This is a genomic window from Streptomyces sp. RKAG293 (genome assembly GCF_023701745.1).
GTDB lineage: Bacteria > Actinomycetota > Actinomycetes > Streptomycetales > Streptomycetaceae > Actinacidiphila.
Map to the genome: position 1 here is coordinate 6375870 of NZ_JAJOZB010000001.1, position 25652 is coordinate 6401521.

The 25652-nt window shown below is 71.3% G+C and carries 24 protein-coding genes; 21 read left to right on the forward strand and 3 right to left on the reverse strand.

The window, feature by feature from the left end:
* The first annotated feature begins 253 nt into the window (after positions 1–253).
* The 5 genes from LNW72_RS28400 (at position 254) to LNW72_RS28420 (ending at position 6731) form a co-directional block, all read left to right on the forward strand.
* The gene (locus LNW72_RS28400; protein ID WP_250977949.1) at positions 254–1606 is read left to right on the forward strand and encodes an ammonium transporter; all 1353 of its coding nucleotides are present in this window, start codon (positions 254–256) and stop codon (positions 1604–1606) included.
* Complete coding sequence (locus tag LNW72_RS28405; RefSeq protein WP_138356455.1) at positions 1603–1941, forward strand: P-II family nitrogen regulator; 339 nt, start codon at positions 1603–1605, stop codon at positions 1939–1941. Before LNW72_RS28400 ends, LNW72_RS28405 begins: the two co-directional genes overlap by 4 nt.
* A 59-nt stretch (positions 1942–2000) precedes the next feature.
* Positions 2001–4481, forward strand: coding sequence for a [protein-PII] uridylyltransferase (locus LNW72_RS28410; RefSeq protein WP_250977950.1), 2481 nt, complete (start codon positions 2001–2003; stop codon positions 4479–4481).
* A gap of 121 nt (positions 4482–4602) precedes the next feature.
* Complete coding sequence (gene ffh / locus LNW72_RS28415) at positions 4603–6144, forward strand: signal recognition particle protein (protein ID WP_250977951.1); 1542 nt, start codon at positions 4603–4605, stop codon at positions 6142–6144.
* Between the two features lie 71 nt (positions 6145–6215).
* Positions 6216–6731: a GNAT family N-acetyltransferase gene (locus LNW72_RS28420; protein WP_250977952.1), complete on the forward strand. Its 516-nt coding sequence runs from the start codon at positions 6216–6218 to the stop codon at positions 6729–6731.
* A 32-nt stretch (positions 6732–6763) separates the two neighbouring features.
* On the opposite strand, the gene LNW72_RS28425 is transcribed toward LNW72_RS28420, so the two are convergent.
* The 3 genes from LNW72_RS28425 to LNW72_RS28435 form a co-directional block, all read right to left on the reverse strand.
* Entirely contained in the window at positions 6764–8710 is a 1947-nt protein-coding gene (locus tag LNW72_RS28425; protein WP_250977953.1) for a family 20 glycosylhydrolase, read from the reverse strand.
* A 119-nt stretch (positions 8711–8829) separates the two neighbouring features.
* The gene (locus tag LNW72_RS28430) at positions 8830–11307 is read right to left on the reverse strand and encodes an excinuclease ABC subunit UvrA (protein ID WP_250977954.1); all 2478 of its coding nucleotides are present in this window, start codon (positions 11305–11307) and stop codon (positions 8830–8832) included.
* Between the two features lie 429 nt (positions 11308–11736).
* Positions 11737–12561: an SAM-dependent methyltransferase gene (locus LNW72_RS28435; protein ID WP_250977955.1), complete on the reverse strand. Its 825-nt coding sequence runs from the start codon at positions 12559–12561 to the stop codon at positions 11737–11739.
* Between the two features lie 152 nt (positions 12562–12713).
* Here LNW72_RS28435 and proS point away from each other — a divergent pair, with 152 nt between their 5' ends.
* The 16 genes from proS (at position 12714) to dprA (ending at position 25616) form a co-directional block, all read left to right on the forward strand.
* Entirely contained in the window at positions 12714–14126 is a 1413-nt protein-coding gene (proS, locus tag LNW72_RS28440) for a proline--tRNA ligase (RefSeq protein ID WP_250977956.1), read from the forward strand.
* 296 nt (positions 14127–14422) lie between these two features.
* A complete protein-coding gene (locus LNW72_RS28445) occupies positions 14423–15019 on the forward strand; it encodes a hypothetical protein (protein WP_250977957.1) in 597 nt (198 codons plus the stop codon).
* Between the two features lie 195 nt (positions 15020–15214).
* Complete coding sequence (gene rpsP / locus LNW72_RS28450; protein ID WP_250977958.1) at positions 15215–15673, forward strand: 30S ribosomal protein S16; 459 nt, start codon at positions 15215–15217, stop codon at positions 15671–15673.
* Between the two features lie 2 nt (positions 15674–15675).
* On the forward strand, positions 15676–15915 hold the full coding sequence (locus tag LNW72_RS28455) for an RNA-binding protein (RefSeq protein ID WP_138356444.1): 240 nt from the start codon (positions 15676–15678) through the stop codon (positions 15913–15915).
* A gap of 147 nt (positions 15916–16062) precedes the next feature.
* Entirely contained in the window at positions 16063–16641 is a 579-nt protein-coding gene (rimM, locus tag LNW72_RS28460; RefSeq protein WP_250977959.1) for a ribosome maturation factor RimM, read from the forward strand.
* Positions 16641–17453 carry a tRNA (guanosine(37)-N1)-methyltransferase TrmD gene (gene trmD, locus LNW72_RS28465; RefSeq protein WP_250977960.1) on the forward strand — a complete coding sequence of 271 codons (813 nt, stop codon included), beginning with the start codon at positions 16641–16643 and terminating at the stop codon, positions 17451–17453. Before rimM ends, trmD begins: the two co-directional genes overlap by 1 nt.
* A gap of 134 nt (positions 17454–17587) precedes the next feature.
* Positions 17588–17935, forward strand: coding sequence for a 50S ribosomal protein L19 (gene rplS / locus LNW72_RS28470; RefSeq protein ID WP_138356441.1), 348 nt, complete (start codon positions 17588–17590; stop codon positions 17933–17935).
* A gap of 33 nt (positions 17936–17968) precedes the next feature.
* Positions 17969–18679, forward strand: a complete 711-nt coding sequence (gene lepB / locus LNW72_RS28475; protein WP_250977961.1) for a signal peptidase I — start codon at positions 17969–17971, stop codon at positions 18677–18679.
* Positions 18672–19946: a signal peptidase I gene (gene lepB, locus LNW72_RS28480; protein WP_250977962.1), complete on the forward strand. Its 1275-nt coding sequence runs from the start codon at positions 18672–18674 to the stop codon at positions 19944–19946. The genes lepB (LNW72_RS28475) and lepB (LNW72_RS28480) overlap by 8 nt, the downstream gene beginning before the upstream one ends.
* 73 nt (positions 19947–20019) lie before the next feature.
* A complete protein-coding gene (gene lepB, locus LNW72_RS28485) occupies positions 20020–20742 on the forward strand; it encodes a signal peptidase I (RefSeq protein ID WP_250977963.1) in 723 nt (240 codons plus the stop codon).
* Between the two features lie 65 nt (positions 20743–20807).
* Positions 20808–21539 carry a signal peptidase I gene (gene lepB / locus LNW72_RS28490; protein ID WP_250977964.1) on the forward strand — a complete coding sequence of 244 codons (732 nt, stop codon included), beginning with the start codon at positions 20808–20810 and terminating at the stop codon, positions 21537–21539.
* Positions 21539–22018, forward strand: a complete 480-nt coding sequence (locus LNW72_RS28495) for an NUDIX hydrolase (RefSeq protein WP_250980346.1) — start codon at positions 21539–21541, stop codon at positions 22016–22018. Before lepB (LNW72_RS28490) ends, LNW72_RS28495 begins: the two co-directional genes overlap by 1 nt.
* A gap of 39 nt (positions 22019–22057) precedes the next feature.
* Entirely contained in the window at positions 22058–22384 is a 327-nt protein-coding gene (locus tag LNW72_RS28500) for a DUF2469 domain-containing protein (RefSeq protein WP_250977965.1), read from the forward strand.
* 117 nt (positions 22385–22501) lie between these two features.
* The gene (locus tag LNW72_RS28505; RefSeq protein WP_250977966.1) at positions 22502–22861 is read left to right on the forward strand and encodes a YraN family protein; all 360 of its coding nucleotides are present in this window, start codon (positions 22502–22504) and stop codon (positions 22859–22861) included.
* Positions 22861–24471 carry a YifB family Mg chelatase-like AAA ATPase gene (locus tag LNW72_RS28510; protein ID WP_250977967.1) on the forward strand — a complete coding sequence of 537 codons (1611 nt, stop codon included), beginning with the start codon at positions 22861–22863 and terminating at the stop codon, positions 24469–24471. Before LNW72_RS28505 ends, LNW72_RS28510 begins: the two co-directional genes overlap by 1 nt.
* Positions 24471–25616, forward strand: a complete 1146-nt coding sequence (gene dprA / locus LNW72_RS28515; RefSeq protein WP_250977968.1) for a DNA-processing protein DprA — start codon at positions 24471–24473, stop codon at positions 25614–25616. Before LNW72_RS28510 ends, dprA begins: the two co-directional genes overlap by 1 nt.
* Positions 25617–25652: the final 36 nt, after the last annotated feature.

A 25652-nucleotide genomic window follows, 5' to 3' on the forward strand; every position in this document is an offset into this window, starting at 1 on the left:
GCGGCAGGCCACCCGATCAGCCCGACTCGGCTCCCCCACGCCTGGTCAACCGGGTGCCTTCCGCGGCCGGTCCCGTATACGGCGCCCGCGCCTGCCGGGAGCGGTTCATCTTCACGTAACACATAGGACTTCTTCGTCACCGCGTCGAAACACCCTGCGGCATCGGGCGAAACCCGGCTGGGACAACCTCTGGGCGATAACCGGCCCACCCAGCACCGTCCCGCAGGGCCGCTCGGATGACGAGGAGACGCCGATGGCACCAGCCATCCTGACGCTTGCCGCTGATGCGCCCAAGCTCGATACCGGAAATACGGCGTTCATGCTGCTCAGCGCCGCCCTGGTCATGGTGATGACACCGGGCCTGGCCTTCTTCTACGGGGGCATGGTCCGCGTCAAGAGTGCGCTGAACATGTTGATGATGAGCTTCATCAGCCTCGGCATCATCACCATCCTGTGGACGCTCTACGGATTCAGTTTCGCCTTCGACTCCGGCAACGGATTCATGGGCGGCACCGACTGGCTCGGGATGCGCAACATCGGCATCGCCGAGCTGTGGCCCGGATACGGGATCCCGGTCTACGTCTTCGCCGTCTTCCAGCTGATGTTCGCGATCATCACCCCGGCGCTGATAAGCGGTGCGCTCGCGGACCGCGTGAAGTTCACCGCCTGGGCGCTCTTCATCACCCTGTGGGCGACGATCGTGTACTTCCCGGTCGCGCACTGGGTCTGGGGCTCGGACGGCTGGCTCTTCAAGTACGGCGTGATCGACTTCGCCGGTGGTACCGCGGTCCACATCAACGCCGGTGCCGCCGCCCTCGGGGTGATCCTGGTGATCGGCAAGCGGGTCGGCTTCAAGCGGGACCCGATGCGGCCGCACAGCCTGCCGCTGGTCATGCTCGGCGCGGGCCTCCTGTGGTTCGGCTGGTTCGGCTTCAACGCCGGCTCCTGGCTCGGTGCCGACGGCGTCGCCGCCGTCGCGTTCACCAACACCCAGGTCGCCACCGCCGCCGCGATGCTCGGCTGGCTCGCCTACGAGAAGATCCGGCACGGCTCCTTCACCACCCTGGGCGCCGCCTCCGGCGCGGTCTCCGGACTGGTCGCCATCACCCCCGCCTGCGGTTCCGTCTCCCCGCTCGGCGCGATCGCCGTCGGCGTGATCGCCGGTGTGCTCTGCGCCGCCGCGGTCGGCCTGAAGTACAAGTTCGGCTACGACGACTCGCTGGACGTCGTCGGTGTCCACATGGTCGGCGGCATCGTCGGCTCCCTGCTCATCGGCCTCTTCGCCACCGGCGGCGTCGGCCAGACCGCCAAGGGCCTGTTCTACGGCGGCGGCCTCGACCAGCTCGGCAAGCAGGCGGTCGGCGTCGGCGCGGTCCTGGGGTACTCCCTGGTCGCCTCCGCGATCCTCGCCAAGCTCATCGACCTGGTCATGGGCTTCCGGGTCACCGAGGACGACGAGATCACCGGCATCGACCAGATCGAACACGCCGAGACGGCGTACGACTTCGCGGGAGCGGGCGGCGGCACGGTCCGCACCACCGCGGTACCCGTCCACGGCAGCACGAGCAGCGAGGCCGGCGCCTCGGACAAGAAGGTGGACGCGTGAAGCTCATCACGGCAGTTGTGAAGCCGCACCGGCTGGACGAGATCAAGGAAGCCCTGTCGGCCTTCGGGGTGCACGGCCTGACGGTCACCGAGGCCAGCGGCTACGGCCGGCAGCGCGGCCACACCGAGGTCTACCGTGGCGCCGAGTACACCGTCGACCTCGTGCCGAAGATCCGGATAGAGGTCCTGGTCGAGGACAGTGACGCCGATCAGCTGATCGAAGTCATCGTCAAGGCCGCCCGCACCGGCAAGATCGGTGATGGCAAGGTGTGGAGTATCCCGGTCGAGACAGCGGTCCGCGTACGCACCGGCGAACGCGGCCCGGACGCCCTCTAGACCTGGTCCCTGCTCATTCGGACCGGATCTGGCAACAAGCGCCCAGCGCTGGAGCACAAGTGACGGAAAGCGTCGAAGCGAAAGCGGACGACGGATCCGCCGCCGGAACCCCTGAGGGTCCCAGCGGCTACGCGGCGGCCCGGCTGCGTCTCCTCAACGAGGAGGCGCGGTCCGGGCCGCCGCGCCGTTCCGCCCTGTCGGGACTCACCGACAGATGGCTGGCGGGGCTGGCCGCGGGCGCCGCGGGGGAGACCGGCGTCGCCGGATACGCCCTGGTCGCCGTCGGCGGCTACGGGCGCGGCGAGCTCTCCCCGCGCAGCGACCTCGACCTGCTGCTGCTCTACGACGGCTCCGTCGCCAAGGACCGGATCTCCGCGCTCGCCGACCGGATCTGGTACCCGGTCTGGGACCTGGGCCTGGACCTGGACCACTCGGTCCGCACCGCCGCCGAGGCCCGCGAGACCGCCGCCGAGGACCTCAAGGTCCAGCTCGGGCTGCTCGACGCCCGGCACATCGCGGGCGATCCGGCCCTCACCGCGTCCCTGCGGACGGCCACGCTGGCCGACTGGCGCAACCAGGCCCCCAAGCGGCTGCCCGCCCTGCACGAGCTGTGCCAGGAACGGGCCGAACGCCAGGGAGAGCTCTCCTACCTGCTCGAACCCGACCTCAAGGAGGCCAGGGGCGGGCTGCGCGACGCCACCGCGCTGCGCGCCGTCGCCGCGTCCTGGCTCGCCGACGCCCCCCGCGACGGTCTGGAGGAGGCCCGCACCCGGCTGCTCGACGCCCGCGACGCCCTGCACCTGGTCACCGGCCGGGCCACCGACCGGCTCGCCCTCCAGGAACAGGACCAGGTCGCCGAAGCCCTCGGCCTGCTCGACGCCGACGCGCTGCTGCGCCAGGTCTACGAGGCCGCCCGCACCATCGGCTACGCCGCCGACGTCACCTGGCGCGAGGTCGGCCGCGTCCTGCGGTCCCGCGAGGCGCGCCCGCGCCGCCGCGGTCTGCTCGGCATCGGCCGCTCCGGCCCGGCCGCCGCCCCCGCCGAGCGCACCCCGCTAGCCGAAGGCGTCGTCGAGCACGAGGGCGAGGCCGTCCTGGCACTGGCCGCGAAGCCGGAACGCGACCCCGTACTGCCGCTGCGCGCCGCCGCCGCGGCCGCCCAGGCCGGGCTGCCGCTCAGCCTGCACGCGGTGCGCCGGCTGGCGGCCGCCGCCCGCCCGCTGCCGGTGCCCTGGCCGGCCGAGGCCCGTGAGCAGCTGCTCACGCTGCTCGGCGCGGGCGAGGCCACCGTCCAGGTCTGGGAGGCGCTGGAGGCCGAAGGGCTCATCACCCGGCTGCTGCCGGACTGGGAACGGGTCCGCTGCCGCCCGCAGCGCAACGCCGTCCACCGCTGGACCGTCGACCGGCACCTCGTCGAGACGGCGGTCCGCGCCTCCGGCCTCACCCGCCGCGTCGGGCGCCCCGACCTGCTGCTGATGGCGGCCCTGCTGCACGACATCGGCAAGGGCTGGCCGGGCGACCACAGCGAGGCCGGTGAAGTCATCGCCCGCGATGTCGCCACCCGCATCGGGTTCGACCCCGCCGACGTGGAGACGCTGGCGCTGCTCGTCCGCCACCACCTGCTGCTCATCGAGACCGCGACCCGCCGCGACCTCGACGACCCGGTGACCGTGAAGGGCGTCGCCGACGTGGTGCGCGACAACGGCACGCTGGAGCTGCTGCACGCGCTGACCGAGGCCGACGCGCTCGCCACCGGCCCCGCCGCGTGGAGCAACTGGCGCGCCTCGCTCCTGGCCGACCTCGTCAAGCGGGTCGCGGAACTGCTCGCGGGCGGCGAGGTGCCGGAGCCCGCCGCCGCCGAGCCGACGGCCGAGGAGGAACGCCTCGCCGTCGAGGCCGCCCGCACCGGCGGCCCGGTGCTCGCCCTGCACGCCCACGCCGAACCCGACCCCGAGGGCGGCGACGAGAACACCCCCGAGGGGCTGGGCGTCGAGCTGCTGCTCGCCGTCCCGGACCGGCCGGGACTGCTCGCGCAGGCCGCCGGGGTGCTCGCCCTGCACCGGCTCACCGTGCGCGCCGCCGACCTGCGGTCCGTCGACCCGATCGGGGAGGGGCCGGTGACGCTGCTCAGCTGGCGGGTCGCCGCCGAGTACGGGGCGCTGCCGGAGGCCGCCCGGCTCCGAGCCGACCTGGGGCGGGCCTTCGACGGTTCGCTCGACATCGAGGCACGTCTCGCCGAACGCGAGGCGGCCTATCCGCGCCGCCGCGCGCTCGCCGCGCCGCCGCCCCGGGTGACTGTCGCCGCCGGCAGCTCCCAGGTCGCCACGGTGATCGAGGTCCGCGCCCAGGACGCACCGGGACTGCTGCACCGGATCGGCTACGCCCTGGCCGCGACCGGGGTGAACGTGCGCTCCGCCCGCATCAGCACCCTCGGCGCGAACGCGGTCGACGCGTTCTACGTCGTCGGCGCGGACGGCGCTCCGCTGGGCGAGGTGCGGGCGGCGGAGGTCGCCCGCGAGGTGGAGCGGGCGCTGCGCTGAGCGCCGCGGCCGTCCGTCGCCGGGCAGGCTCAATCCCGCCTGCCCGGCGATGGAGGGCACACCAGCGGATACCCTGGGGGACGACCACCGCCAACCCCTGACGCGAGGACCCGCAACCACCGTGTTCGATACCCTCTCCGATCGCCTTGCAGCGACGTTCAAGAACCTCCGGGGCAAGGGCCGCCTCTCCGAGGCGGACATCGACGCCACCGCGCGCGAGATCCGTATCGCCCTGCTGGAAGCGGATGTCGCGCTCCCGGTGGTCCGTGCGTTCATCAAGCAGGTCAAGGAGCGGGCCTCCGGCCTCGAGGTCTCGCAGGCGCTGAACCCGGCGCAGCAGGTCATCAAGATCGTCAACGAGGAGCTCGTCGGCATCCTCGGCGGTGAGACCCGCCGGCTGCGGTTCTCCAAGCAGCCGCCGACCGTGATCATGCTCGCGGGTCTGCAGGGTGCCGGTAAGACCACCCTGGCCGGAAAGCTCGGCCACTGGCTGAAGAGCCAGGGCCATGCCCCGCTGCTCGTCGCCTGTGACCTCCAGCGCCCGAACGCCGTGACCCAGCTCTCCGTCGTCGCGGAGCGCGCGGGTGTCGCGGTCTTCGCGCCCGAGGCGGGCAACGGCGTCGGTGACCCGGTCAAGGTCGCCAAGGACTCCATCGAGTTCGCGAAGTCCAAGCAGTACGACGTGGTCGTCGTCGACACCGCCGGCCGGCTGGGCGTCGACGAGGAGCTGATGCGGCAGGCCGCCGACATCCGCGACGCCGTCAGCCCGGACGAGATCCTCTTCGTCGTCGACGCGATGATCGGCCAGGACGCGGTCAACACCGCCGAGGCGTTCCGCGACGGCGTCGGCTTCGACGGTGTGGTGCTCTCCAAGCTCGACGGTGACGCCCGCGGTGGTGCCGCGCTCTCCATCGCGCATGTGACCGGCAAGCAGATCATGTTCGCCTCCAACGGCGAGAAGCTCGACGAGTTCGACACCTTCCACCCGGACCGGATGGCGTCCCGCATCCTCGGCATGGGCGACATGCTCAGCCTGATCGAGAAGGCCGAACAGACCTTCTCGCAGGCCGAGGCCCAGAAGATGGCCGAGAAGCTGGCCAAGGGTCCGAAGGAGTTCACGCTCGACGACTTCCTGTCCCAGATGGAGCAGGTCCGCAAGATGGGCTCCATCTCCAAGCTGCTCGGCATGCTGCCCGGCATGGGGCAGATCAAGGACCAGATCGCCAACCTGGACGAGCGCGACGTGGACCGCACCGCTGCGATCATCAAGTCGATGACCCCGGCCGAGCGCCAGGACCCGACGATTCTCAACGGTTCGCGCCGGGTCCGCGTCGCCAAGGGCTCCGGCACCGAGGTCAGCGCGGTCAAGAGCCTGGTCGAGCGGTTCTTCGAGGCCCGCAAGATGATGTCGCGGATGGCCCAGGGCGGTGGCATGCCCGGGATGCCGGGAATGCCCGGCATGGGCGGCGGCAACAAGAAGAAGAAGCAGGTCAAGCAGGCCAAGGGCAAGCAGCGCAGCGGCAACCCCATGAAGCGCAAGGCGGACGAGGCGGCGGAGGCCGCCCGCCGTGCCGAGCAGGCCGACAACCCCTTCGGCGTGGCAGCCGCCCCGGAGCCGCAGAACTTCGAACTCCCCGACGAGTTCAAGAAGTTCATGGGCTGACGCCTCCCGCACCGCAGCAGAAGAGCGCCCCCAGCAGGGGGCGCTCTTCGCGTCCGGGGCATGATGGCGCCATGCGCGTATCCATCCGAGAACCACGACCGGGCGACGCCGACGCGTACGCCACGGCCGTCCTGCGGTCCGCCGACCATCTGAGCCCGTGGAACCCGGTCGACCCGGACGGTTTCCACGAGCTGCTGCGCCGCCAGGGCCCGTCGTTGCGCACCTTTCTGATCATCAACGACGAGGACGGCGGCATCGTCGGCAAGGTCAATGTCGCGAACATCGTCCGGGCCCGGTTCCGCAACGGTGTTCTCGGCTACGACAGCTACCTCCCGTACGCGGCCACCGGCCGGATGACCGAGGGCCTGCGGCAGGTCGTCGACCGCTGCTTCAGCAGCTATCCCGACGGGCTCGGGCTGCACCGGCTGGAGATCAACGTGCAGCCGGACAACGACCGCTCCCTCGCCATGGCCAAGCGGCTCGGCTTCCGCCACGAGGGCTTCTCGCCGCGCATGCTCTATCTGAACGACGACTGGCGCGACCACGAGCGCTTCGCGCTCACCGCCGAGGAGTGGCCCGGCGCCTGACCCGTCCCGCCGCTCCGGGCCGGCTCGTCGGCCTACGCGTCGTGGTACGCCTCGACCTCCCACAGCGAGTAGCCGTAGTCGGTGCCGCGCCCGGTCAGATAGATCCGCAGATACCGTCCGGAGCCGGTGAGCCCGGTCAGGTTCTGGGTGCCGCCGGAGCCGCTGGTGGTGGAGTAGACCGTGTTCCAGGCCGTGCCGTCGTCCGACAGCTGGATCTGGAACGCCGTGGCGTAGGCCGCCTCCCAGGTGAGCTTGACGCGGTTGACGGCCTGGCTGCCGCCCAGGTCGACCAGCAGCCACTGCGGATCCGCGAAGGCGCTGGACCAGCGGCTGCCCTGGTTGCCGTCCACCGCGCTCTGCGCGGGGAAGGCGGGCGTCTCGGTGCTGGAGACGGTCACCGGGCGGCCGAGGACCAGGTCGCCGGCGGCGGTGTCGGCGGGCCAGCCGGGCGGCCGGCCGACGGCGGTGACGATCGGCTGGAACTCCGCCAGCGTCGGCACCAGTGGGGGAGATCCCCAGGTCCGCTGGGCCAGCGCGCGCATCGGGGTCATGATGCCGGCCGCCGTCTGCTGCTCGGTCTCGGCGTCCGGGTTGTCGCACCAGACGTGCAGCTTCGAACCCCGGTTGCGGGACGGGTCGGTGAGGGTCGCGCCGCCCTGGAAGACGTCGGGGTTCCAGGTCTCGTACATGTACGGGGTGTTGGGCCGGCCGCCGCCGAACACGTAGTAGGTCGGGTTCCAGCTGGAGTTGTTGACGATGTGGCCCGCCTCGACGAGCTGCTGCGGGGTGAGGCCGTAGGTGTTGAAGTAGTCGACGGTGATGTCCGCGTTCGGGACGATCGTGCCGTCGCCCGGCTTGATGCCGTCGTTCCACATCCGCATCGTCTTGCCGGCGCCCCGGACGATGGCGTCGGCCCAGTTGACGAAGCCGTAGTAGGCGTCCTTGGCGGTGGCGTCCGCCCCGTAGTGGTCGCGGGCGTAGCTGAGGAGCTGCGGGTAGTTGGCGTAGTTGGTGACGTACTCGTCCGCGCCCAGGTGCCAGTACTTGGCGGGGAACAGCGGCAGGTACTCGGTGATCAGATCCTGGATGAGGCGGTAGGCCGCCGGGTTGGACAGGTCGATGTACTGGTTGCTCGGGGTGCCCGCACTGTTGACGAGCCGCAGTTCGGGGTGGGCGGCCAGCGTCGTGTTCATATGGCCCGGCATGTCGATCTCGGGCACGACGGTGACGTGGTACCGGGCGCCGAGCGCGATGAGATCGGTGATCTCCTGCTTCGTGTAGTGCGCGGCGGAGGTGATCTCGGGGTGGCTGGTGCTCTCCAGCCGGAAGCCGTAGGTGTCGGACAGGTGCAGGTGGAAGTAGTTCATCTTCAGATAGGCGAGGTCCCTGATCTGGCCCTGCAGCCAGGGCAGGGTGAAGTACTTGCGCCCGACGTCGACCATCAGCCCGCGCTCGGGCTTGGCGGGCCAGTCGCGTGCCGTCCCGGCGGCGATGGTGGGGGACTGCTTGAGGAGCTGGAGCACCGAGCGGGTGCCGTAGAAGGCCCCGGCGTCGGTCCGCGCCCGGACGGTGACGGACGGGGCGACGGTGAGGGCGTATCCCTCGGCGCCGAGCTCCGTGTCCGTCGAGCCGAGCGTGAGGAACACGTCTCCGGGCTGCACGGCGGAGGCCGGGCCGCTGACATGGCCGACGGTCCTTCCGGCGAGCTGCGTCAGGTCGTCGGCGAAGACCTGGCCCGTGGTGCCGAGCGCGGACCCGTAGGCGCTGTCGGTCACGACCCGGCTGGCGGGGCCGAACGTGTACGAACCGCTGCCCGCGGTCCACTGCTGAAGGGCGGGAACGGTGCGCGGCGCGGCGGCGTCGGCGGCGTGCGCCGGCCCCTGCGCGAGCGGCATGACCAGGGCGAGCAGCAGGCCGAGCAGCACGCCGAGCACGGCGCCTGGTCCGCGGGAGACGCGGGCGTGGGGGGAGAACCGCATGGTCGAGTACTCCTGCCTGGAGGGGATGGTGCGGGAACGGTCCGGTCGGCTGGGCCCTCACCGGCGCGGCGGGACCGTCGGTGCGGGTCGGCGGCCCCCGACCGGTGGGCCGTCGGCGGTCAGACCGGCGGATTGCCGGGGATCTTCGGCGTCAGGTAGTGCGCGGTGACGCTGAGCGGCGACCGGGCGACGAGCGCGGGGACCCCTTCCGCGACGATCCGCCCGCCCTGGTCGCCGCCGCCCGGACCCATGTCGATGATCCAGTCGGCACCGGCCGCCACATCCATGTCGTGCTCGACCACGACGACCGAGTTCCCCGCGTCGACGAGCCCGTGCAGCCGGCGCATGAGCAGTTCGGTGTCGGCCGGGTGCAGCCCGGTGGTCGGCTCGTCCAGCAGATAGACGGTGTGCGAGCGCGCCCCGCGGCCCGTGCGCTGCAGTTCGGCCGCCAGCTTGATCCGCTGGGCCTCGCCGCCGGACAGCTCGGTGGCCGGCTGTCCGAGCCGCAGATAGCCGAGCCCGACCTGTCGCAGGGTCCGCAGCGGCCGGGCGGCGGCGGGCACGTCGGCCAGGAAGTCGCAGGCCGCGTCGACCGTCATCGCCAGGACGTCGGCGACGCTCGCGCCGCGGTAGGTGATCTCCAGGGTCTCCGGCCGGTAGCGGGCGCCGTGGCAGGTCGGGCAGGGGGCGTAACTGCCGGGCAGGAAGAGGAGTTCGACGGCGATGAACCCCTCGCCCTGGCAGGTCTCGCAGCGGCCGGTGGCGACGTTGAACGAGAAGCGCCCGGCGTTGTAGCCGCGCCTGCGGGCCTCGTCGGTGGCCGCGAAGAGCTTGCGCACGGCGTCGAACAGACCCGTGTACGTCGCCAGGTTGGACCGGGGTGTGCGGCCGATGGGCCGCTGGTCGACCCGCACCAGCCGGCCGACGGCCTCGAGCCCCGTCACCGAGGTGGCGTACGAGGCGGCGCTTCCCCCGCCCACCGGGACCTCGTCCGCGCCGTCCTCCTCCGGCTCCTCCTCGGCGGACGTCCCCAGGTGCTCCGTCAGGACATCGGCCAGCACCTGGCTGACCAGCGTCGACTTCCCCGACCCCGAGACGCCGGTCACCACCGTGAGGACACCGAGCGGCACCACCGCGTCCAGGCCGCGCAGATTGTGCCGGGTGACACCGTGCAGCCGCAGCAGGCCGGACGGTTCGCGCGGTACGCGTGCGGCGGCCGGCGGCCCCTCGGGGAACAGGAACCGGCGGGTCGCCGATTCGGCGACCGACGCCAGCCCGGCCACCGGACCGCTGTGCAGCACCCGGCCGCCTAGCTCGCCCGCCAGCGGCCCGACATCGACGACCCAGTCGGCGCGCGCCACCACCGCCATGTCGTGCTCGACCACGAAGATCGAGTTCCCGGCCGCCCTGAGCCGGTCGAGCACCGTCAGCAGTGCCTCGGTGTCGGCCGGGTGCAGCCCGGCCGAGGGCTCGTCGAGGACGTAGACGACGCCGAACAGACCCGAGCGCAGCTGGGTGGCGAGCCGCAGCCGCTGCAGTTCGCCCGCCGAGAGCGTCGGCGTCGGCCGGTCCATGCTCAGATAGCCCAGGCCCAGCTCGCCGAGCGCCTCGATCCGGGACACGAGGTCCCCGGCGATCGTGCCGGCCACGGAACCCGCCTCATGGGGCGTCTCCCGCAGCAGCCGGGCCAGTTCCGTGAGGGGCAGGGCGGCCAGGGCGGCGATGTCCCGGCCGGCGAAGGTGACCGCCAGCGACTCCGGGCGCAGCCGCCGCCCGCCGCACACCGGACAGGGCGCGCTCGTCATGAACCGCCGGACCCGTTTGCGCAGCGCCTCGCTCCGGGAGTCGGCGAAGGTGTGCAGCACATAGCGCTCGGCGCTCATGTACGTGCCCTGGTAGGGGCGTTGGATGCGGCCGGCGTCCCGCACCGGGTGGACGGTGACGACCGGCTGCTCCGGTGTGAACAGGATCCAGTCGCGCGCCTCCCTCGGCAGCCGGTGCCAGGGCGCGTCGATGTCGTGGCCGAGCGCGTCGAGGATGTCGCGGAGGTTCTTGCCCTGCCAGGCCCCCGGCCAGGCGGTGACCGCGCCCTCGCGGATGCTCAGCGACGGATCGGGGACGAGCGAGTCCTCGCTGACCCGGTGCACCGTGCCCAGCCCGTGGCACTCCGGGCAGGCGCCCGCCGGGGTGTTGGGGGAGAAGGCGTCGGAATCCAGCCGCTCGGTGACGCCCGGCGGATAGCTGCCGGCGCGTGAGTACAGCATGCGCAGCGAGTTCGACAGCGTGGTGACCGTGCCCACCGAGGAGCGCGAACCCGGCGCGGACCGCCGCTGCTCCAGGGCGATGGCGGGCGGCAGACCGGTGATCTCGTCGACCTTGGGTGCGCCGATCTGGTGAATCAGCCGCCGCGCGTACGGGGCCACGGACTCGAAGTAGCGGCGCTGCGCCTCGGCGTAGATCGTGCCGAAGGCGAGCGAGGACTTACCGGAGCCGGAGACCCCGGTGAAGGCGACCAGCGCGTCCCGCGGCAGGTCCACATCGACCCCGCGCAGATTGTGCTCCCGCGCGCCGCGCACCCGGAGGTACGGATCGGTCATCGGGCTCCTCTCCGTCCCATCGGGGGGTGCGGCGGCAGGAAGGTACCGGTTGTGACCTGATCGTACGATTTACTCCGGAATTGGGGCGAGTGGCAGTGGCATCGGAGTGCCATGAGTGGTGCCAAGGGTGCTGTCGCGGAAGAGCTGAACCGGGTGCCGCCCCGTCAGAAGCCCGGCGCCCGGGGCGGTCAGGGGCGGCCGGCGGCGCCGGCAGGGCGAGGGGCCGGCCGGTGGACGCGCCGACGCCCGCGCGCCCGCCCCTCGCGGGGGCACGGTCCGCGGGCGTAACGGCACGGAGGTCGGACGCGGGCGACCACGTACCGGGTCGGACGCGGGTGATCACGTACCGGGTCGGACGCGGGTGATCACGTACCGGGTCGGACGCGGGTGATCACGTACCGGGTCGGACGCGGGTGATCACGTACAGGGTCAGACGCGGGCGACCACGTACCGGAAGACGTTCTCCATCCGGACCGTCCCGTCGGCCCGCCGGTACGGATGCAGCGCCTCCGCCAGCTCCTTCTCCACCTGCGGCTGGTCGGTGGCCACCGCCGCCGGGTCGAACAGGCCGGTGGAGAGCAGCCCGCGGACCGCGCTGTCCATGTCCGGATAGCCGAAGGGGCAGGCCACCCGGCCGGAGCCGTCCGGCCGCAGCCCGGCGTCGCGGGCCAGCTCCTCCAGGTCGTCGCGACCGCTGAGCCGGCCGCTGACGGTGTGCCCGCGCGGCTCCGCCAGCCGGGCCGCGACACACAGCACGCGGAAGGTGGCACACCGCTCGGAGGGACCCCAGCCGGCCAGCACCACGGGACTGCCGCGCTCCGTGAGCCGGGCCGCCGCCGTCAGGTCCGGCCGCAGTTCGTCGCAGGGCGACGCCGGATCCAGCGCCGTCACCATGGTGAACGGCGTGCCCTCCCGGTCCGCCGGGCGTACGGGACCGCCGCAACGTAACTCCGCGCGGGCCCTGCGCCGGGCCGGCGCACCCCACCGCGGTTCGGGGAGCAGCCGCTCACGGGCGAGCGCGAGCCGGCGTTCGTCGGGATCGCAGCCGGTCACGGCCGCGCCGCGGGCGGAGGCCATCAGCAGTGCGAGGCCGGATCCGCAGCCGAGCCCGAGCAGCCGGGTCGCCGGGCCGACGTCGAGCCGGTCGTACACGGCCTCGTAGAGCGGTACCAGCATCCGCTCCTGGATCTCGGCCCAGTCCCGCGCCCTGGTATCGGCGCGTGTCCTGGATCCGCGAACGAGCGTGGGTGTCATCGGAGCCGCCCCAATCAGCCGAGTCGCCGTCCTCGTGTGCCCCCCGGTGCTTTGTGCATGTCCCCGAAAGCCAGACAACTCCGGTTTTGGGCTCGCGTCCAGAGGGCGGCCCGATTCACGTCCGGCGGTCATCGCCCCGTAACATCTGCGGCATGGCAAAGCCCCCCGTTCTCACGCCTCAGGCGGTCGACTTCCCCCGCTGGTACCAGGACCTGGTCAACAAGGCCGAACTGGCCGACAACGGCCCGGTACGCGGCACGATGGTGATCCGGCCCTACGGATACGCCCTCTGGGAGCGGATGCAGCAGGAGATGGACGCGCGCATCAAGGACGCGGGTGCCCAGAACGCCTACTTCCCGCTCTTCATCCCGCAGTCGTACCTGACGCGCGAAGCCGAGCACGTGGAGGGCTTCGCCCCCGAGCTGGCGGTCGTCACGCACGGCGGCGGCAAGGAGCTGGACGAGCCGATCGTCGTCCGCCCCACCTCCGAGACGATCATCAACGAGTACTTCTCCAAGTGGGTGCAGAGCTACCGGGACCTGCCCCTGCTGATCAACCAGTGGGCGAACGTCGTCCGCTGGGAGATGCGTCCGCGCATCTTCCTGCGCACCACCGAGTTCCTCTGGCAGGAGGGCCACACCGCCCACGCCACCTACGAGGACGCGCGTGCCTACGCCGCGCGGATCCACCAGGACGTGTACGCCGATTTCATGGTGAACGTCCTCGGCATCGATGTGGTGCTCGGCCGTAAGACCGTCAAGGAGCGCTTCGCCGGCGCGATCAACACCCTCACCCTCGAGGGCATGATGGGCGACGGCAAGGCCCTGCAGATGGGCACCAGCCATGAGCTGGGCCAGAACTTCGCGAAGGCGTTCAACACCTCCTACCTGTCGGGCGAGGGCAAGCAGGAGCACGTCTGGCAGACCTCGTGGGGCGTCTCGACCCGCATGGTCGGCGGCCTGATCATGTCGCACGGCGACGACAACGGCCTGCGCGTCCCCCCGCGGCTCGCCGCGGTCCAGGTGGTCGTGCTGGCCATCAAGGGCGACGACACCGTCATCGCCAAGGTGCACGAGATCGGCGCCCGCCTCAAGGCGGCCGGGATCCGCGTCCAGGTGGACGCCCGCACCGACACCCCGTTCGGCCGCCGGGCCGTGGACTGGGAGCTCAAGGGCGTTCCGGTGCGGGTCGAGGTCGGTCCGCGCGACCTGGAGAACGGCACCGCGATGCTGGCCCGCCGGATCCCCGGGGGCAAGGAGCCGGTGGCGCTCGACGCGCTGGAGGCCCTGATCCCCAGGATCCTCGAGGAGGACCAGGCGCAGCTGCTGCGCGAGAGCCTGGAGCGCCGCGAGTCGCGCACCGTGGACGTGGCGACCATCGGGGAGGCGGCCGAGGCCGCCGCCACCGGCTGGGCCCGCATCCCGTGGGCCGACCTCGGCCCGGAGGGCGAGGCCAAGCTGGCCGAGCAGAGCGTCTCCGTGCGCTGCCTGATCGCCGAGGACGGCACCGTGCCGGACTCCGACGACGCCCCGGGCACGATCGCGGTCGTAGCCCGCGCGTACTGAGTCCTGCGCACCGATCCCACGTACTGAGCTCTGTACGGAGTTCCGTGCGGCGCCCGCGGGCTGGGCCATGACCGCTGGTCGCTGACGGTTCTCCGGCGGTAGCCGAAGGTAGCTGGCCGGAAACGGTCGTAATTTTTCGGTGATACGTCCCGACTTCGGGGCGGGTGTTCGGATTCTCCACTATCCTCCGCTCCCGCCCCGCGCCGGACGCATCCTCCGGAACTGACCGATGAGTGCAAATTATTTGGGGTGGCCCGGAATCGGAACACTGGGCCACCCCGGCTCGTTGTCACGGCGTGAGCACGACACCACCAGTTCTCGCCGCCGAGCTGGCAGTCGCGTGGGCCGACATTCAACGGCACCACCCCGAACTGCCGGATCTGGCCGCGCCAGAGTCCCTTATCGGAGAGTCCTCGTCCGCCTGCGGGACCGAGCTCTCCTTCGAAAGGCTGCTCCACGAGGCCGTGCACGGAGTCGCCGCAGCACGCGGCGTCCGTGACACGTCGCGAGCCGGCCGCTACCACAACCGCCGTTTTCTGGCGATCGCCGATGAATTGGGCCTCGACCATGCCGAGGAGCCGCATCCCAGCAGCGGCTTCTCCCTGGTCGGTCTGCGCCCCGACACCAAGAAGCGCTATCGAGCCACCATGGACCGGCTGCACCGGGCCCTGAAGGCACACAGCGTCGCGACCACCGCGGACACGGCACGCAGTTTCCGTGGTCCGGCGGCGCGGCACGGCTCGTCCGGTGGGGGAGTGCGGGTCAAGGCCGTCTGCGACTGCGGGCGCAACGTCCGCGTCGTACCGTCGGTCCTCGCCCAGGCGCCGATCATGTGCGGGGCCTGCGGACAGGCGTTCCGGATCCCGGAGGTCGTCGGCGCCGGCGTCGGGTGAGGTGAGCCGAAGCCGCTGGGCCGCTCGGATTAGCCGGGCGTGTCACCGTGTGGCAGAATAGCCAGCTGAGAACTCGACAGCCGTGCAGGAACCCTCTCTCCTTCGGCTGACGCGTCCGCTGGGCGCACGAATCCCACAACCCCACGTGGGTGTCCGCTGTGCCCAACCTCGTCAATTCCAGGAGAACCCACTCCCGTGGCAGTCAAGATCAAGCTGAAGCGTCTGGGCAAGATCCGTTCGCCTCACTACCGCATCGTCATCGCCGACTCCCGTACCCGCCGTGACGGCCGGGCCATCGAGGAGATCGGCCTGTACCACCCGGTGCAGAACCCGTCGCGCATCGAGGTCGACACCGAGCGTGTCCAGTACTGGCTGGGTGTCGGCGCACAGCCGACCGAGCCCGTGATGGCCATCCTCAAGGTCACCGGCGACTGGCAGAAGTTCAAGGGCCTGCCGGCCCCGGCTCCGATGCTCGTCGCCGAGCCGAAGGCCGACAAGCGGATCCTCTTCGAGGCCGCTGCCAAGGACGCCGGCAACGAGCCCAAGGGTGAGGCCATCACCCCGAAGGCCAAGAAGGCGGAGAAGGCCGAGAAGAAGGCCGATGACGCTGTCGAGGCCGCTGTTGAGGCCCCGGCCGAGTCCACCGAGGCCTGAGCATGCTCGAGGAGGCTCTCGAGCACCTCGTGAGAGGCATCGTCGACAATCCCGATGATGTGCAGGTGTCTGCGAAGACCCTGCGCCGCGGGAGCGTCCTCGAAGTCCGGGTACACCCGGACGACCTCGGCAAGGTGATCGGCCGCAACGGCCGCACCGCACGCGCTTTGCGTACTGTCGTGGGCGCCCTCGGTGGCCGTGGCATCCGTGTCGACCTCGTCGACGTGGATCAGGTCCGCTGAGACCAATGCAGTACCGGCACGGGCCGGGGGCGGCGATTGCCGGCCCCGGCCCGTTGTCGTGTTCCGGGACGGATCCCCGGCCTTCCCGGCGAACAGATTCGCAGTGACTGATTCGCAGTGACAGATTCTTAGCGAAGGGCAAGCAGAGTGCAGCTGGTAGTCGGCCGGATCGGGCGCGCCCACGGCATCAAGGGCGAGGTCACCGTCGAGGTGCGCACCGACGAGCCGGAGGTGCGGCTCGGACCGGGCGCGGTACTGGCCACGGACCCGGCCACCGCCGGCCCGCTGACCATCGAGTCCGGGAAGGTGCACAGCGGCCGCCTGCTGCTGCGCTTCGAGGGCGTACGGGACCGCACCGGCGCCGAGGCGCTGCGCAACGTCCTGCTGATCGCCGAGGTGGACCCGGCGGAGCTGCCCGAGGACCCTGAGGAGTTCTACGACCACCAGCTGGTGGACCTCGACGTGGTGACGGTGGACGGCACGGAGGTCGGCCGCATCCTGGAGATCTCGCACCTGCCGGGCCAGGACCTGCTGATCGTCGAGCGCCCGGACGGCACCGAGGTGATGATCCCGTTCGTCAGCGAGATCGTCCCGGAGATCGACCTGGAGAACCAGCGCGCGGTGATCGACCCGCCGCCCGGCCTGCTCAACGAGGCCGAGGCCGAGATCGCCAGCACCCGCACCCCCTCCGACGACGGCGTTGACGGCGCTGACGGCACCGCCTGATGCGCATCGACGTCATCACGATCTTCCCTGAGTACCTGGAACCGCTGAACGTGTCGCTGGTCGGCAAGGCGCGGGCCCGCGGGCAGCTCGATGTGCGGATCCACAACCTGCGCGACTGGACCCACGACCGGCACAACACCGTGGACGACAGTCCGTTCGGCGGCGGCCCCGGCATGGTGATGAAGCCGGAACCGTGGGGCGAGGCGCTGGACGCGGTGACCGCGGAAGCCGCGGAGCAGCGGCCGGTGCTGGTCGTCCCGACGCCCAGCGGTCTGCCGTTCACCCAGGAACTGGCGGTCGAACTGTCCGAGCGGCCCTGGCTGGTCTTCACGCCCGCCCGCTACGAGGGCATCGACCGCCGCGTCATCGAGGAGTACGGCGACCGTTTCGACGTCCGCGAGGTCTCCATCGGCGACTACGTGCTCGCCGGCGGCGAGGCCCCGGTCCTGGTGATCGTCGAGGCGGTGGCCCGACTGCTGCCCGGCGTGCTCGGCAACGCCGAGTCGCACCGCGACGACTCCTTCGCGCCCGGCGCGATGGCCGACCTCCTGGAGGGGCCGGTCTACACGAAGCCCCCGGTGTGGCGGGAGCGCGAGGTGCCCGAGGTGCTGCTGAGCGGCCACCACGGCAAGGTCGCCCGCTTCCGTCGTGACGAGGCGTTCCGCCGCACCACCGCCAACCGGCCGGACCTGATCGAGCGCTGCGACCCGGCCGCACTCGACAAGCTGGACCGAAAACTCCTGGCGGAGCTGGGCTGGGAAGAGCTGCCGGACGGCCGATTTGGGCGCTCGGCCTCCGCCGTGGAAGAATAGCCGCCTGCTGTACGTCCGGCGGCGCCCCTGCCACAGGGGGACCGACGTTCGCCCGACGGAGCGGCATTCCGAATCATCATCACGACAGTTCCGCCGATGACCTGTGGCATGGGCGAAGGAAGCAGAAGATCTTCATGCATATTCTCGACTCCGTCGACAACGCGTCCAAGCGTGACGACGTCCCGGCGTTCCGCCCCGGTGACACCATCAACGTCCACGTGCGTGTCATCGAAGGCACCCGCTCGCGTGTGCAGCAGTTCAAGGGCGTAGTCGTCCGCCGCCAGGGCGCCGGCGTCCGCGAGACCTTCACGGTCCGCAAGGTCAGCTTCAGCGTCGGCGTCGAGCGTACCTTCCCGGTGCACAGCCCGATCTTCGAGAAGATCGAGATCGTGACCCGCGGTGACGTCCGTCGCGCCAAGCTGTACTACCTCCGTGAGCTGCGCGGCAAGGCCGCGAAGATCAAGGAGAAGCGCGACAACTGAGCCCATCGCGGGGCCGTATAGGCTCTCCGCTCGATGGACACGGACGCAGAACTCCCGGAGCGCGATCGCTCTTCCCCCGCTGAACAGCAGGGGAAGCGGCGGTCGCGCTTCGCTGTGTCCCCGTCGTCCGTGCCCCCGTGGTGGTCCGTGGCCCGCTGGTGGCGTACGGCGCTGCCCGCCGTCGCCTGCGTGGCCGCCCTCTTCCTGGCGAACGCCTTCCTGGTGCAGCCGTTCCTCGTTCCGAGCGGATCGATGGAGGGAACGCTGCAGATCGGGGACCGGGTGCTGGTGAACAAGCTGGCGTACCGTTTCGGCCGGGAGCCGGAGCGGGGCGACATCGTCGTCTTCGACGGTGACGGATCGTTCCTCCGGACCGGCGGGACCGACTATGTGAAGCGGGTGATCGGTATCGGCGGGGACCGGGTCACCTGTTGCGATCCGCTGGGCCGGCTCATGGTGAACGGCCATCCGCTGGACGAGGGCTATCTGTATCCGGGCGATACACCCTCCCAGGTACCGTTCGACATCCAAGTGCCGGCAGGGAGGCTGTGGGTGATGGGTGACCACCGTGGCGACTCCCGGGATTCCCGGGATCATCTCGGCGAGCCCGGCGGCGGTACCGTCCCGCTGGACGAGGTGATCGGGCGGGCCGACTGGATCGGCTGGCCGATCGGGCGTATGCGCTCCCTGGACCGTCCGGCCGTCTTCGCCGCCATACCCGAACCGGGCCGGGGCCGTGGGTAACCGCGGCAGGCCGCGGTACGGGCACCACCGGCCGGGCGCGGTCCGGCCCGCCCGCGCGGGTACGCATGCCGGCTCGGACGCCGGGACGGGCCCGGGGCGCGATTCCGCCAACGTCGATGGCGGCTCCGGCAACGGCGATGGCGGCGATGGTGACGGCTTCGGCTACGGATCCGTGTCGCGCGGCGGCCCCACCCGGGCGGAACGGCGCAAGCTCGCCCGCAGGGTCAAGCGCAAGCGGCGCCGGTCGGCGGCGCGGGAGGTGCCGCTGCTGCTCGTCGTGGCCCTGCTGATCGCCCTGGTGCTGAAGACGTTCCTGCTGCAGGCCTTCGTCATCCCGTCCGGTTCGATGGAGCAGACCATCAGGATCAGCGACCGGGTGCTGGTCGACAAGTTGACTCCGTGGTTCGGCAGCACGCCGCAGCGCGGCGATGTCGTGGTCTTCAAGGACCCGGGCGGCTGGTTGGCGAACGAGCCCAAGCCCAAGCCGGATCCCGTGGTGGTCAAGCAGGTGAAGGAGTTCTTCACCTTCATCGGGCTGCTGCCGGCCTCGGGCGAACAGGACCTGATCAAGCGGGTGGTCGCGGTCGGCGGTGACACCGTGAAGTGCTGCGACAAGGACGGCCGGATCACCGTCAACGGCACACCGTTGATCGAGCCGTACATCAATCCGGGTGACATCCCCTCGCAGTCGCAGTTCAGTGTGAAGGTGCCCATGGGGCGGGTGTGGGTGATGGGGGACCACCGCTCCAACTCGGCCGACTCCCGTTTCCACATGGACCAGGCTGGTCAGGGGACGGTGCCGCTGGATCTGGTGGTGGGCCGGGCGTTCGTCATCGCGTGGCCGCTGGGTCATTGGCGCAAACTGGAGGAGCCGGGGACGTATGCCTCGGTGCCCGACGCGCGGTCGACCGGCGCAAGTGCACTGGAACCGCCGACTAAGGTGGGCACGGCCAACAATGAGCAAGGAACGAACCCCCTCCCGACTCCTGCGGAACTCCCGCTCGTTATCGGAGTGGTGGGCCTGCGTCAGTCATGGCGCAGGCGGCAGCGCGGAATGAGGAGTGAACGTGGGGGACCTGGCGGTCGGCGCACGATCCGGATCCGGCGAGCCCGAAGACGGGGACATCCCGGCGGGCTCTGTCCAGAAGACGGCGGACGGCGGCTCGGCCCCCGATGCGGGGCACGAGAACGAGTCCGGGCACGAACCCGCGCCGGAACCCGGTGCGGCCGGCGGCGAGGACGGCGGGGCGGCGGGCCGGCGCCGTAAGCCGGAGCGCAAGCAGCGGTCGTTCTGGAAGGAACTGCCCCTGCTCATCGGCATCGCGCTGGTACTGGCGCTGTTGATCAAGACGTTCATGGTGCAGGCGTTCTCCATCCCGTCGGACTCGATGCAGAACACCCTGCAGGAGGGCGACCGGGTCCTGGTGGACAAGCTGACCCCGTGGTTCGGCTCCGAGCCCGACCGCGGCGAGGTCGTCGTCTTCCACGACCCGGGCGGCTGGCTGCCCGAGAACCCGCCGCCCAGCGGCAACGCGGTGTCGCGGGGGCTGCAGTCGGCCCTCAGCTTCATCGGTCTGATGCCCTCCGCGCAGGAGAAGGACCTGATCAAGCGGGTCATCGGCGTGGGCGGGGACACCGTCGAATGCAACGGCACCGGTCCGCTGAAGGTGAACGGCAAGGCGCTCGTCGAGCCGTACGTCTACCCGGACAACACTCCGTGCACGATGGACAAGCCGTTCAAGGTGACGGTGCCCAAGGACCACATCTGGGTGATGGGCGATCACCGCCAGAACTCGCTGGACTCCCGCTACCACATGGACCAGCCGGGCAACGGGTACGTCCCGCTCGACGACGTGGTCGGCCGTGCCTTCGTGAAGGCCTGGCCCGTCACCCGCTGGGGCATGCTGCCCATCCCCGACACCTTCGAACAGCCGGGGATCAACGCGGCGGGTGCCGCGCTGCCGGCCACCGCGGGGCTGGTGGGCGCGGTTCCGCTGGTGCTGATGCGCCGGCGCCGGCTGACCCGTAAGGGCGCGGATGCCGCCGGGGGCTCCGGGAGCTGACCGGCCGCAAATGCCTGCCGGGGACTGCTGACCTCGGCGGGTACCGCCGGGTAGGGTGCGGATCCATGAGCAGCAGTTCCACGAGCAGCAGTGCGATACGTAGGGAAGACGGCCGGCTCGGACACGTACTGTCCGGGCTGGCCGTAGCCATGGGGTGTGTGCTGTTCCTGGGCGGCTTCGCCTGGGGAGCGGTGACCTACCGGCCCTACACCGTGCCGAGTCAGTCCATGCAGCCGACCGTGGAGCCGGGGGACCGGATCCTGGCGCAGCGGGTCGACGGGTCGGAGGTCCGGCGCGGCGACATCGTGGTCTTCCAGGATCAGCTGTGGGGCAGCGCGACGCTGGTCAAGCGCGTCGTCGGGGTGGACGGTGACGTCATCACCTGCTGCGACCAGCAGGGCCGGATGCTCGTCAACGGCAAACCGGTCGAGGAGAGCTATCTGCTGCACGGCGGACCGGCGTCGATCACGCCCTTCAAGACCACGGTTCCCAAGGGGCAGCTCTTCCTCCTCGGCGACAACCGGGCCGAGTCGCTGGACTCCCGTGTGCACATGACCGGCGGCGAGACCGGTACGGTGCCGCGCGGCGCGGTCCGGGCCCGGGTGGACGCCGTGGCATGGCCGCTCGGGCGGCTCGGCATGGTGGACCGGGCCAAGAACTTCACCGCGCTGCCCGGCGGGGTCTCCCAGCCGGGACCGCTGCGCTGGATCACCGTCGCGGTGTTCGCCGGAGCGGTGCTGATCCTCGGCGGCGCCGCGTACGGACCGATCGCCCGCAGACTGCGCCGCCGCCGGTGATCAGGCGCCGCGCGGCCCGGGTCGTCCTGCTGGATCCCGCGGACCGCATCCTGCTGCTGCACGGCTTCGAACCGGCCGACCCTTCGACGACCTGGTGGTTCACCCCGGGCGGCGGGGTCGAGGAGGGCGAGAGCCTGGACGCGGCGGCCCGCCGGGAACTGGCCGAGGAGACCGGGATGACCTCGGTGGAGCTGGGGCCGGTGCTGTGGGAGCGGACGTGTTCGTTCGCGTTCGACGGGCGCCGGTGGGAGCAGGACGAGTGGTACTACCTGGCACGCACCAGGACCACGGACTTCGACACCGGTGGGCACACCGAACTGGAGCGGCGCAGCGTCGCCGGGCTCCGGTGGTGGACCTGCGAGGAACTTCTGTCCTCTCGTGAGACGGTGTACCCGATCAGGCTCGCCGGGCTGCTGCGTACGCTGCTCGACGAAGGACCCCCACAATTCCCGATCCCGCTGGGGACGGAGCGTGACTGACGCACAATGGGGGGACGTACGGCTGAAGGGGAACATGCGATGAGCGCCGAGGACCTCGAGAAGTACGAGACCGAGATGGAGCTGAAGCTCTACCGGGAGTACCGCGATGTCGTCGGGTTGTTCAAATATGTGATCGAGACCGAGCGGCGTTTCTACCTCACCAACGATTACGAGATGCAGGTGCACTCGGTTCAGGGTGAGGTTTTCTTCGAGGTGTCCATGGCTGACGCCTGGGTGTGGGACATGTACCGGCCGGCCCGCTTCGTGAAGCAGGTCAGGGTCCTCACATTCAAGGACGTGAACATCGAAGAGCTGAACAAGGCCGATCTCGATCTGGCGTCCGACGAAGCGGGCTTCAACAGCTGACCCCGGGTGGGGATGACGGCCCGCCGACCGGCCTCTCCGACCGGGTTATCCACAGCTGAGTTCAAGATCATCTCTAGTGCACCACCTCCGTCACAGTGAGTGGCGGAGGTGGTGTGCGTGAACGCACGAGCAGCCCGTGGCAGGTACGGCGAGGAACTGGCGGCCCGCTGGCTGGCCACGGCCGGCCTGAGAGTGCTGGAACGGAACTGGCGGTGCCGCGGCGGCGAGGTGGACATCGTCGCGTCCGAGGGCGACGCGCTGGTGATGTGCGAGGTGAAGACCCGCACCGGCGGTGACTACGAGCACCCCATGGCGGCCGTCACCCCGCGCAAGGCGGAGCGGCTGCGGCTGCTCGCCGAGTGCTGGCTCAGCGAGCACGGCGGCCCGCCCTCCGGCGGGGTGCGGATCGACCTGGTCGGGGTGGTCCTGCCCGGCCGCGGCGCGGCCCGGGTCGAGCATGTCCGGGGGGTGGCCTGATGGGCTTCGCCCGCACCTGCTCGGTGGCCCTGGTCGGGGTGGAGGGCGTGGTCGTCGAGGTCCAGGCCGACCTCGAACCGGGGCTCGCCGCCTTCACCCTCGTCGGACTGCCCGACAAGAGCCTGAGCGAGAGCCGCGACCGCGTCCGCGCGGCGATCGTGAACAGCGGCGAGACCTGGCCGCAGAAGAAACTCACCGTGGGCCTCAGCCCCGCCTCGGTCCCCAAGAGCGGCAGCGGCTTCGATCTCGGGGTCGCGTGCGCGGTCCTCGCCGCCAACGAACGGATCGCGCCCCGGGCCATCGCCGATCTGATGATGATCGGCGAGCTGGGCCTCGACGGCCGGGTGCGGCCGGTCCGCGGGGTGCTGCCCGCCGTCCTGGCCGCGGCCGACGCCGGGTACCGGCACGTCGTCGTTCCGGAACGCACCGCGGCCGAGGCCTCGCTCGTCCCGGGAGTCTCGGTGCTCGGCATCCGCACGCTGCGCCAGCTCGTCGCGATCCTCAACGACGAGACGGTCCCGGAAGAGGAGGAGGACCGGGACGAGGGGCGCCCCGACCCGCTGCTCGCCGGGCTCGCGGTGCCCGGGGCCGGCATGGGCACCGGAGTCTCCGACCGGGAGGTGCTCCCCGACCTCGCGGACGTCGCGGGCCAGCACACCGCCCGGCGCGCCCTGGAGATCTCCGCGGCCGGCGGCCATCACCTGTACTTGAAGGGCCCGCCGGGCGCCGGCAAGACGATGCTGGCCGAGCGGCTGGCCGGGCTCCTGCCGCGGCTCACCGCACAGGAGTCCCTGGAGGTCACCGCGGTGCACTCGGTCGCCGGGATCCTCCCTCCCGGCAAACCGCTGATCGACACCCCGCCGTACTGCTCCCCGCACCACTCGGCGACCATGCCCTCCATCATCGGCGGCGGCAGCGGCCTGCCCAGGCCGGGCGCGGTCTCCCTGGCCCATCGCGGTGTGCTCTTCCTGGACGAGGCACCGGAGTTCAGCGGCCGGGTGCTCGACGCGATGCGGCAGCCCCTGGAGTCCGGACACGTCGTGGTGGCCCGTTCCGCCGGAGTGATGCGGCTGCCCGCGCGCTTCCTGCTCGTCCTCGCCGCGAACCCCTGTCCGTGCGGACGGCATTCGCTGCTGGGGCTGGGGTGCGACTGCTCACCGGCCGCGGTCCGCCGGTACCAGGCGAGACTGTCCGGGCCGCTCCTGGACCGGGTGGACCTCCGCGTCCAGGTCGAGGCGGTGACCCGTACGGAATTGATCGAGGGCGCCTCGGGCGCCGAGCCCAGCGCGCGGGTCGCGGACCGGGTGCGGCTGGCGAGGGAACGGGCGGCGGTCCGGTACGCGGAGACCCCGTGGCGGACCAACAGCGAGGTGCCAGGCCATGAGCTGCGCACCCGCTGGCAGGTGGGCCCGGCCGGACTGCGGGAGGCCGAAAGGGACATGGAGCGCGGACTGCTCACCGCCCGGGGTCTGGACCGCGTCCTGCGAGTGGCCTGGACGATCGCCGATCTCGCCGGGGTCGAACGGCCCGGTCCACAGGAGATGGCGGAGGCCCTGCAACTGCGCACCGGCATCGCCCGCGGTGTACCGGCCGTCGTGGGCGGTGGCTGATGGACGTCGGTGAGGAAGAGCGGCTCGCCCGCGCCGCGCTGACCCGGATCGCCGATCCCGGTGACGAGACCGTCGGCGGATGGCTGCGGGAGTGCGAGCCACGGGACGTGGTGCGGGAGATCCTGGCCGGTGCGCCGCTGCCGGGGGCGAGCGAGCGGCGGATGGCCGGCTACCGGATACGCGCCGGAGCGCTGGACCCCGCCGCGGATCTGGCCGCGGTGGCGGCGCTCGGCGGGCGCTTCGTCTGCCCGGGCGACGCCGACTGGCCCGCGCAACTGGACGATCTCGGCGCCGCACGGCCCTACGGCCTGTGGGTGCGGGGGCGGCCGAAGCTGCGGATGTGGGCCCTGCGGTCGGTCGCCGTGGTGGGCGCCCGGGCCTGTACCGACTACGGCGCCCATATGGCGGCCCGGCTGGGCGCGGGGCTGGCCGAAGCCGGCTGGGTGGTGGTCTCGGGCGCGGCGTACGGCGTGGACGGCGCGGCCCACCGGGGCGCGCTGTCGGCGGCCGGGGCGACCATCGCGGTGCTGGCCTGCGGAGCGGACGTGCCCTATCCGCCGGGGCACGCCGACTTGATCTCCCGGATCGCGGAACAGGGCCTCGTCATCGGCGAGTTGCCACCGGGCTCCCATCCGACCCGCAGCAGGTTCGTGCTCCGCAACCGCGTCATCGCCGCCCTCACGCGCGGCACCGTGGTGGTAGAGGCACAGCACCGCAGCGGCTCGCTGATCACCGCGCGGTGCGCCCGGGAACTGGGGCGGCTGACGATGGGCGTGCCGGGCCCGTGCACCTCGGGCCTGTCGGCCGGTGTGCATGAACTGCTGCGCAATGAGGCGGCGCTGGTCACCGACGCGGCGGAGGTCGTCGAGATGGTCGGCCGGATCGGCGGGGACCTAGCGCCCGAGCGACGCGGTCCGGTACTGCCCAGGGATCTGCTGGAGGCCGCCGCCACGCGGGTGCTGGAGGCGCTGCCCGCCCAAGGCGGCGCCGGCGTCGAGCAGATCGCCCGCGCCTCGGCCACCGGAAAGGACGACACGCTCGGACGCCTCTACGAATTGCAGGCACTCGGCTTCGTGGAACGGGACGGCGAACGATGGAAGTTGACCCGATTCACCCAGGACGGGACGGTTCCCCGGGCAGAGTGACCCGGTCAACACGGAGCACCTCGGGGGAAGGTGGTT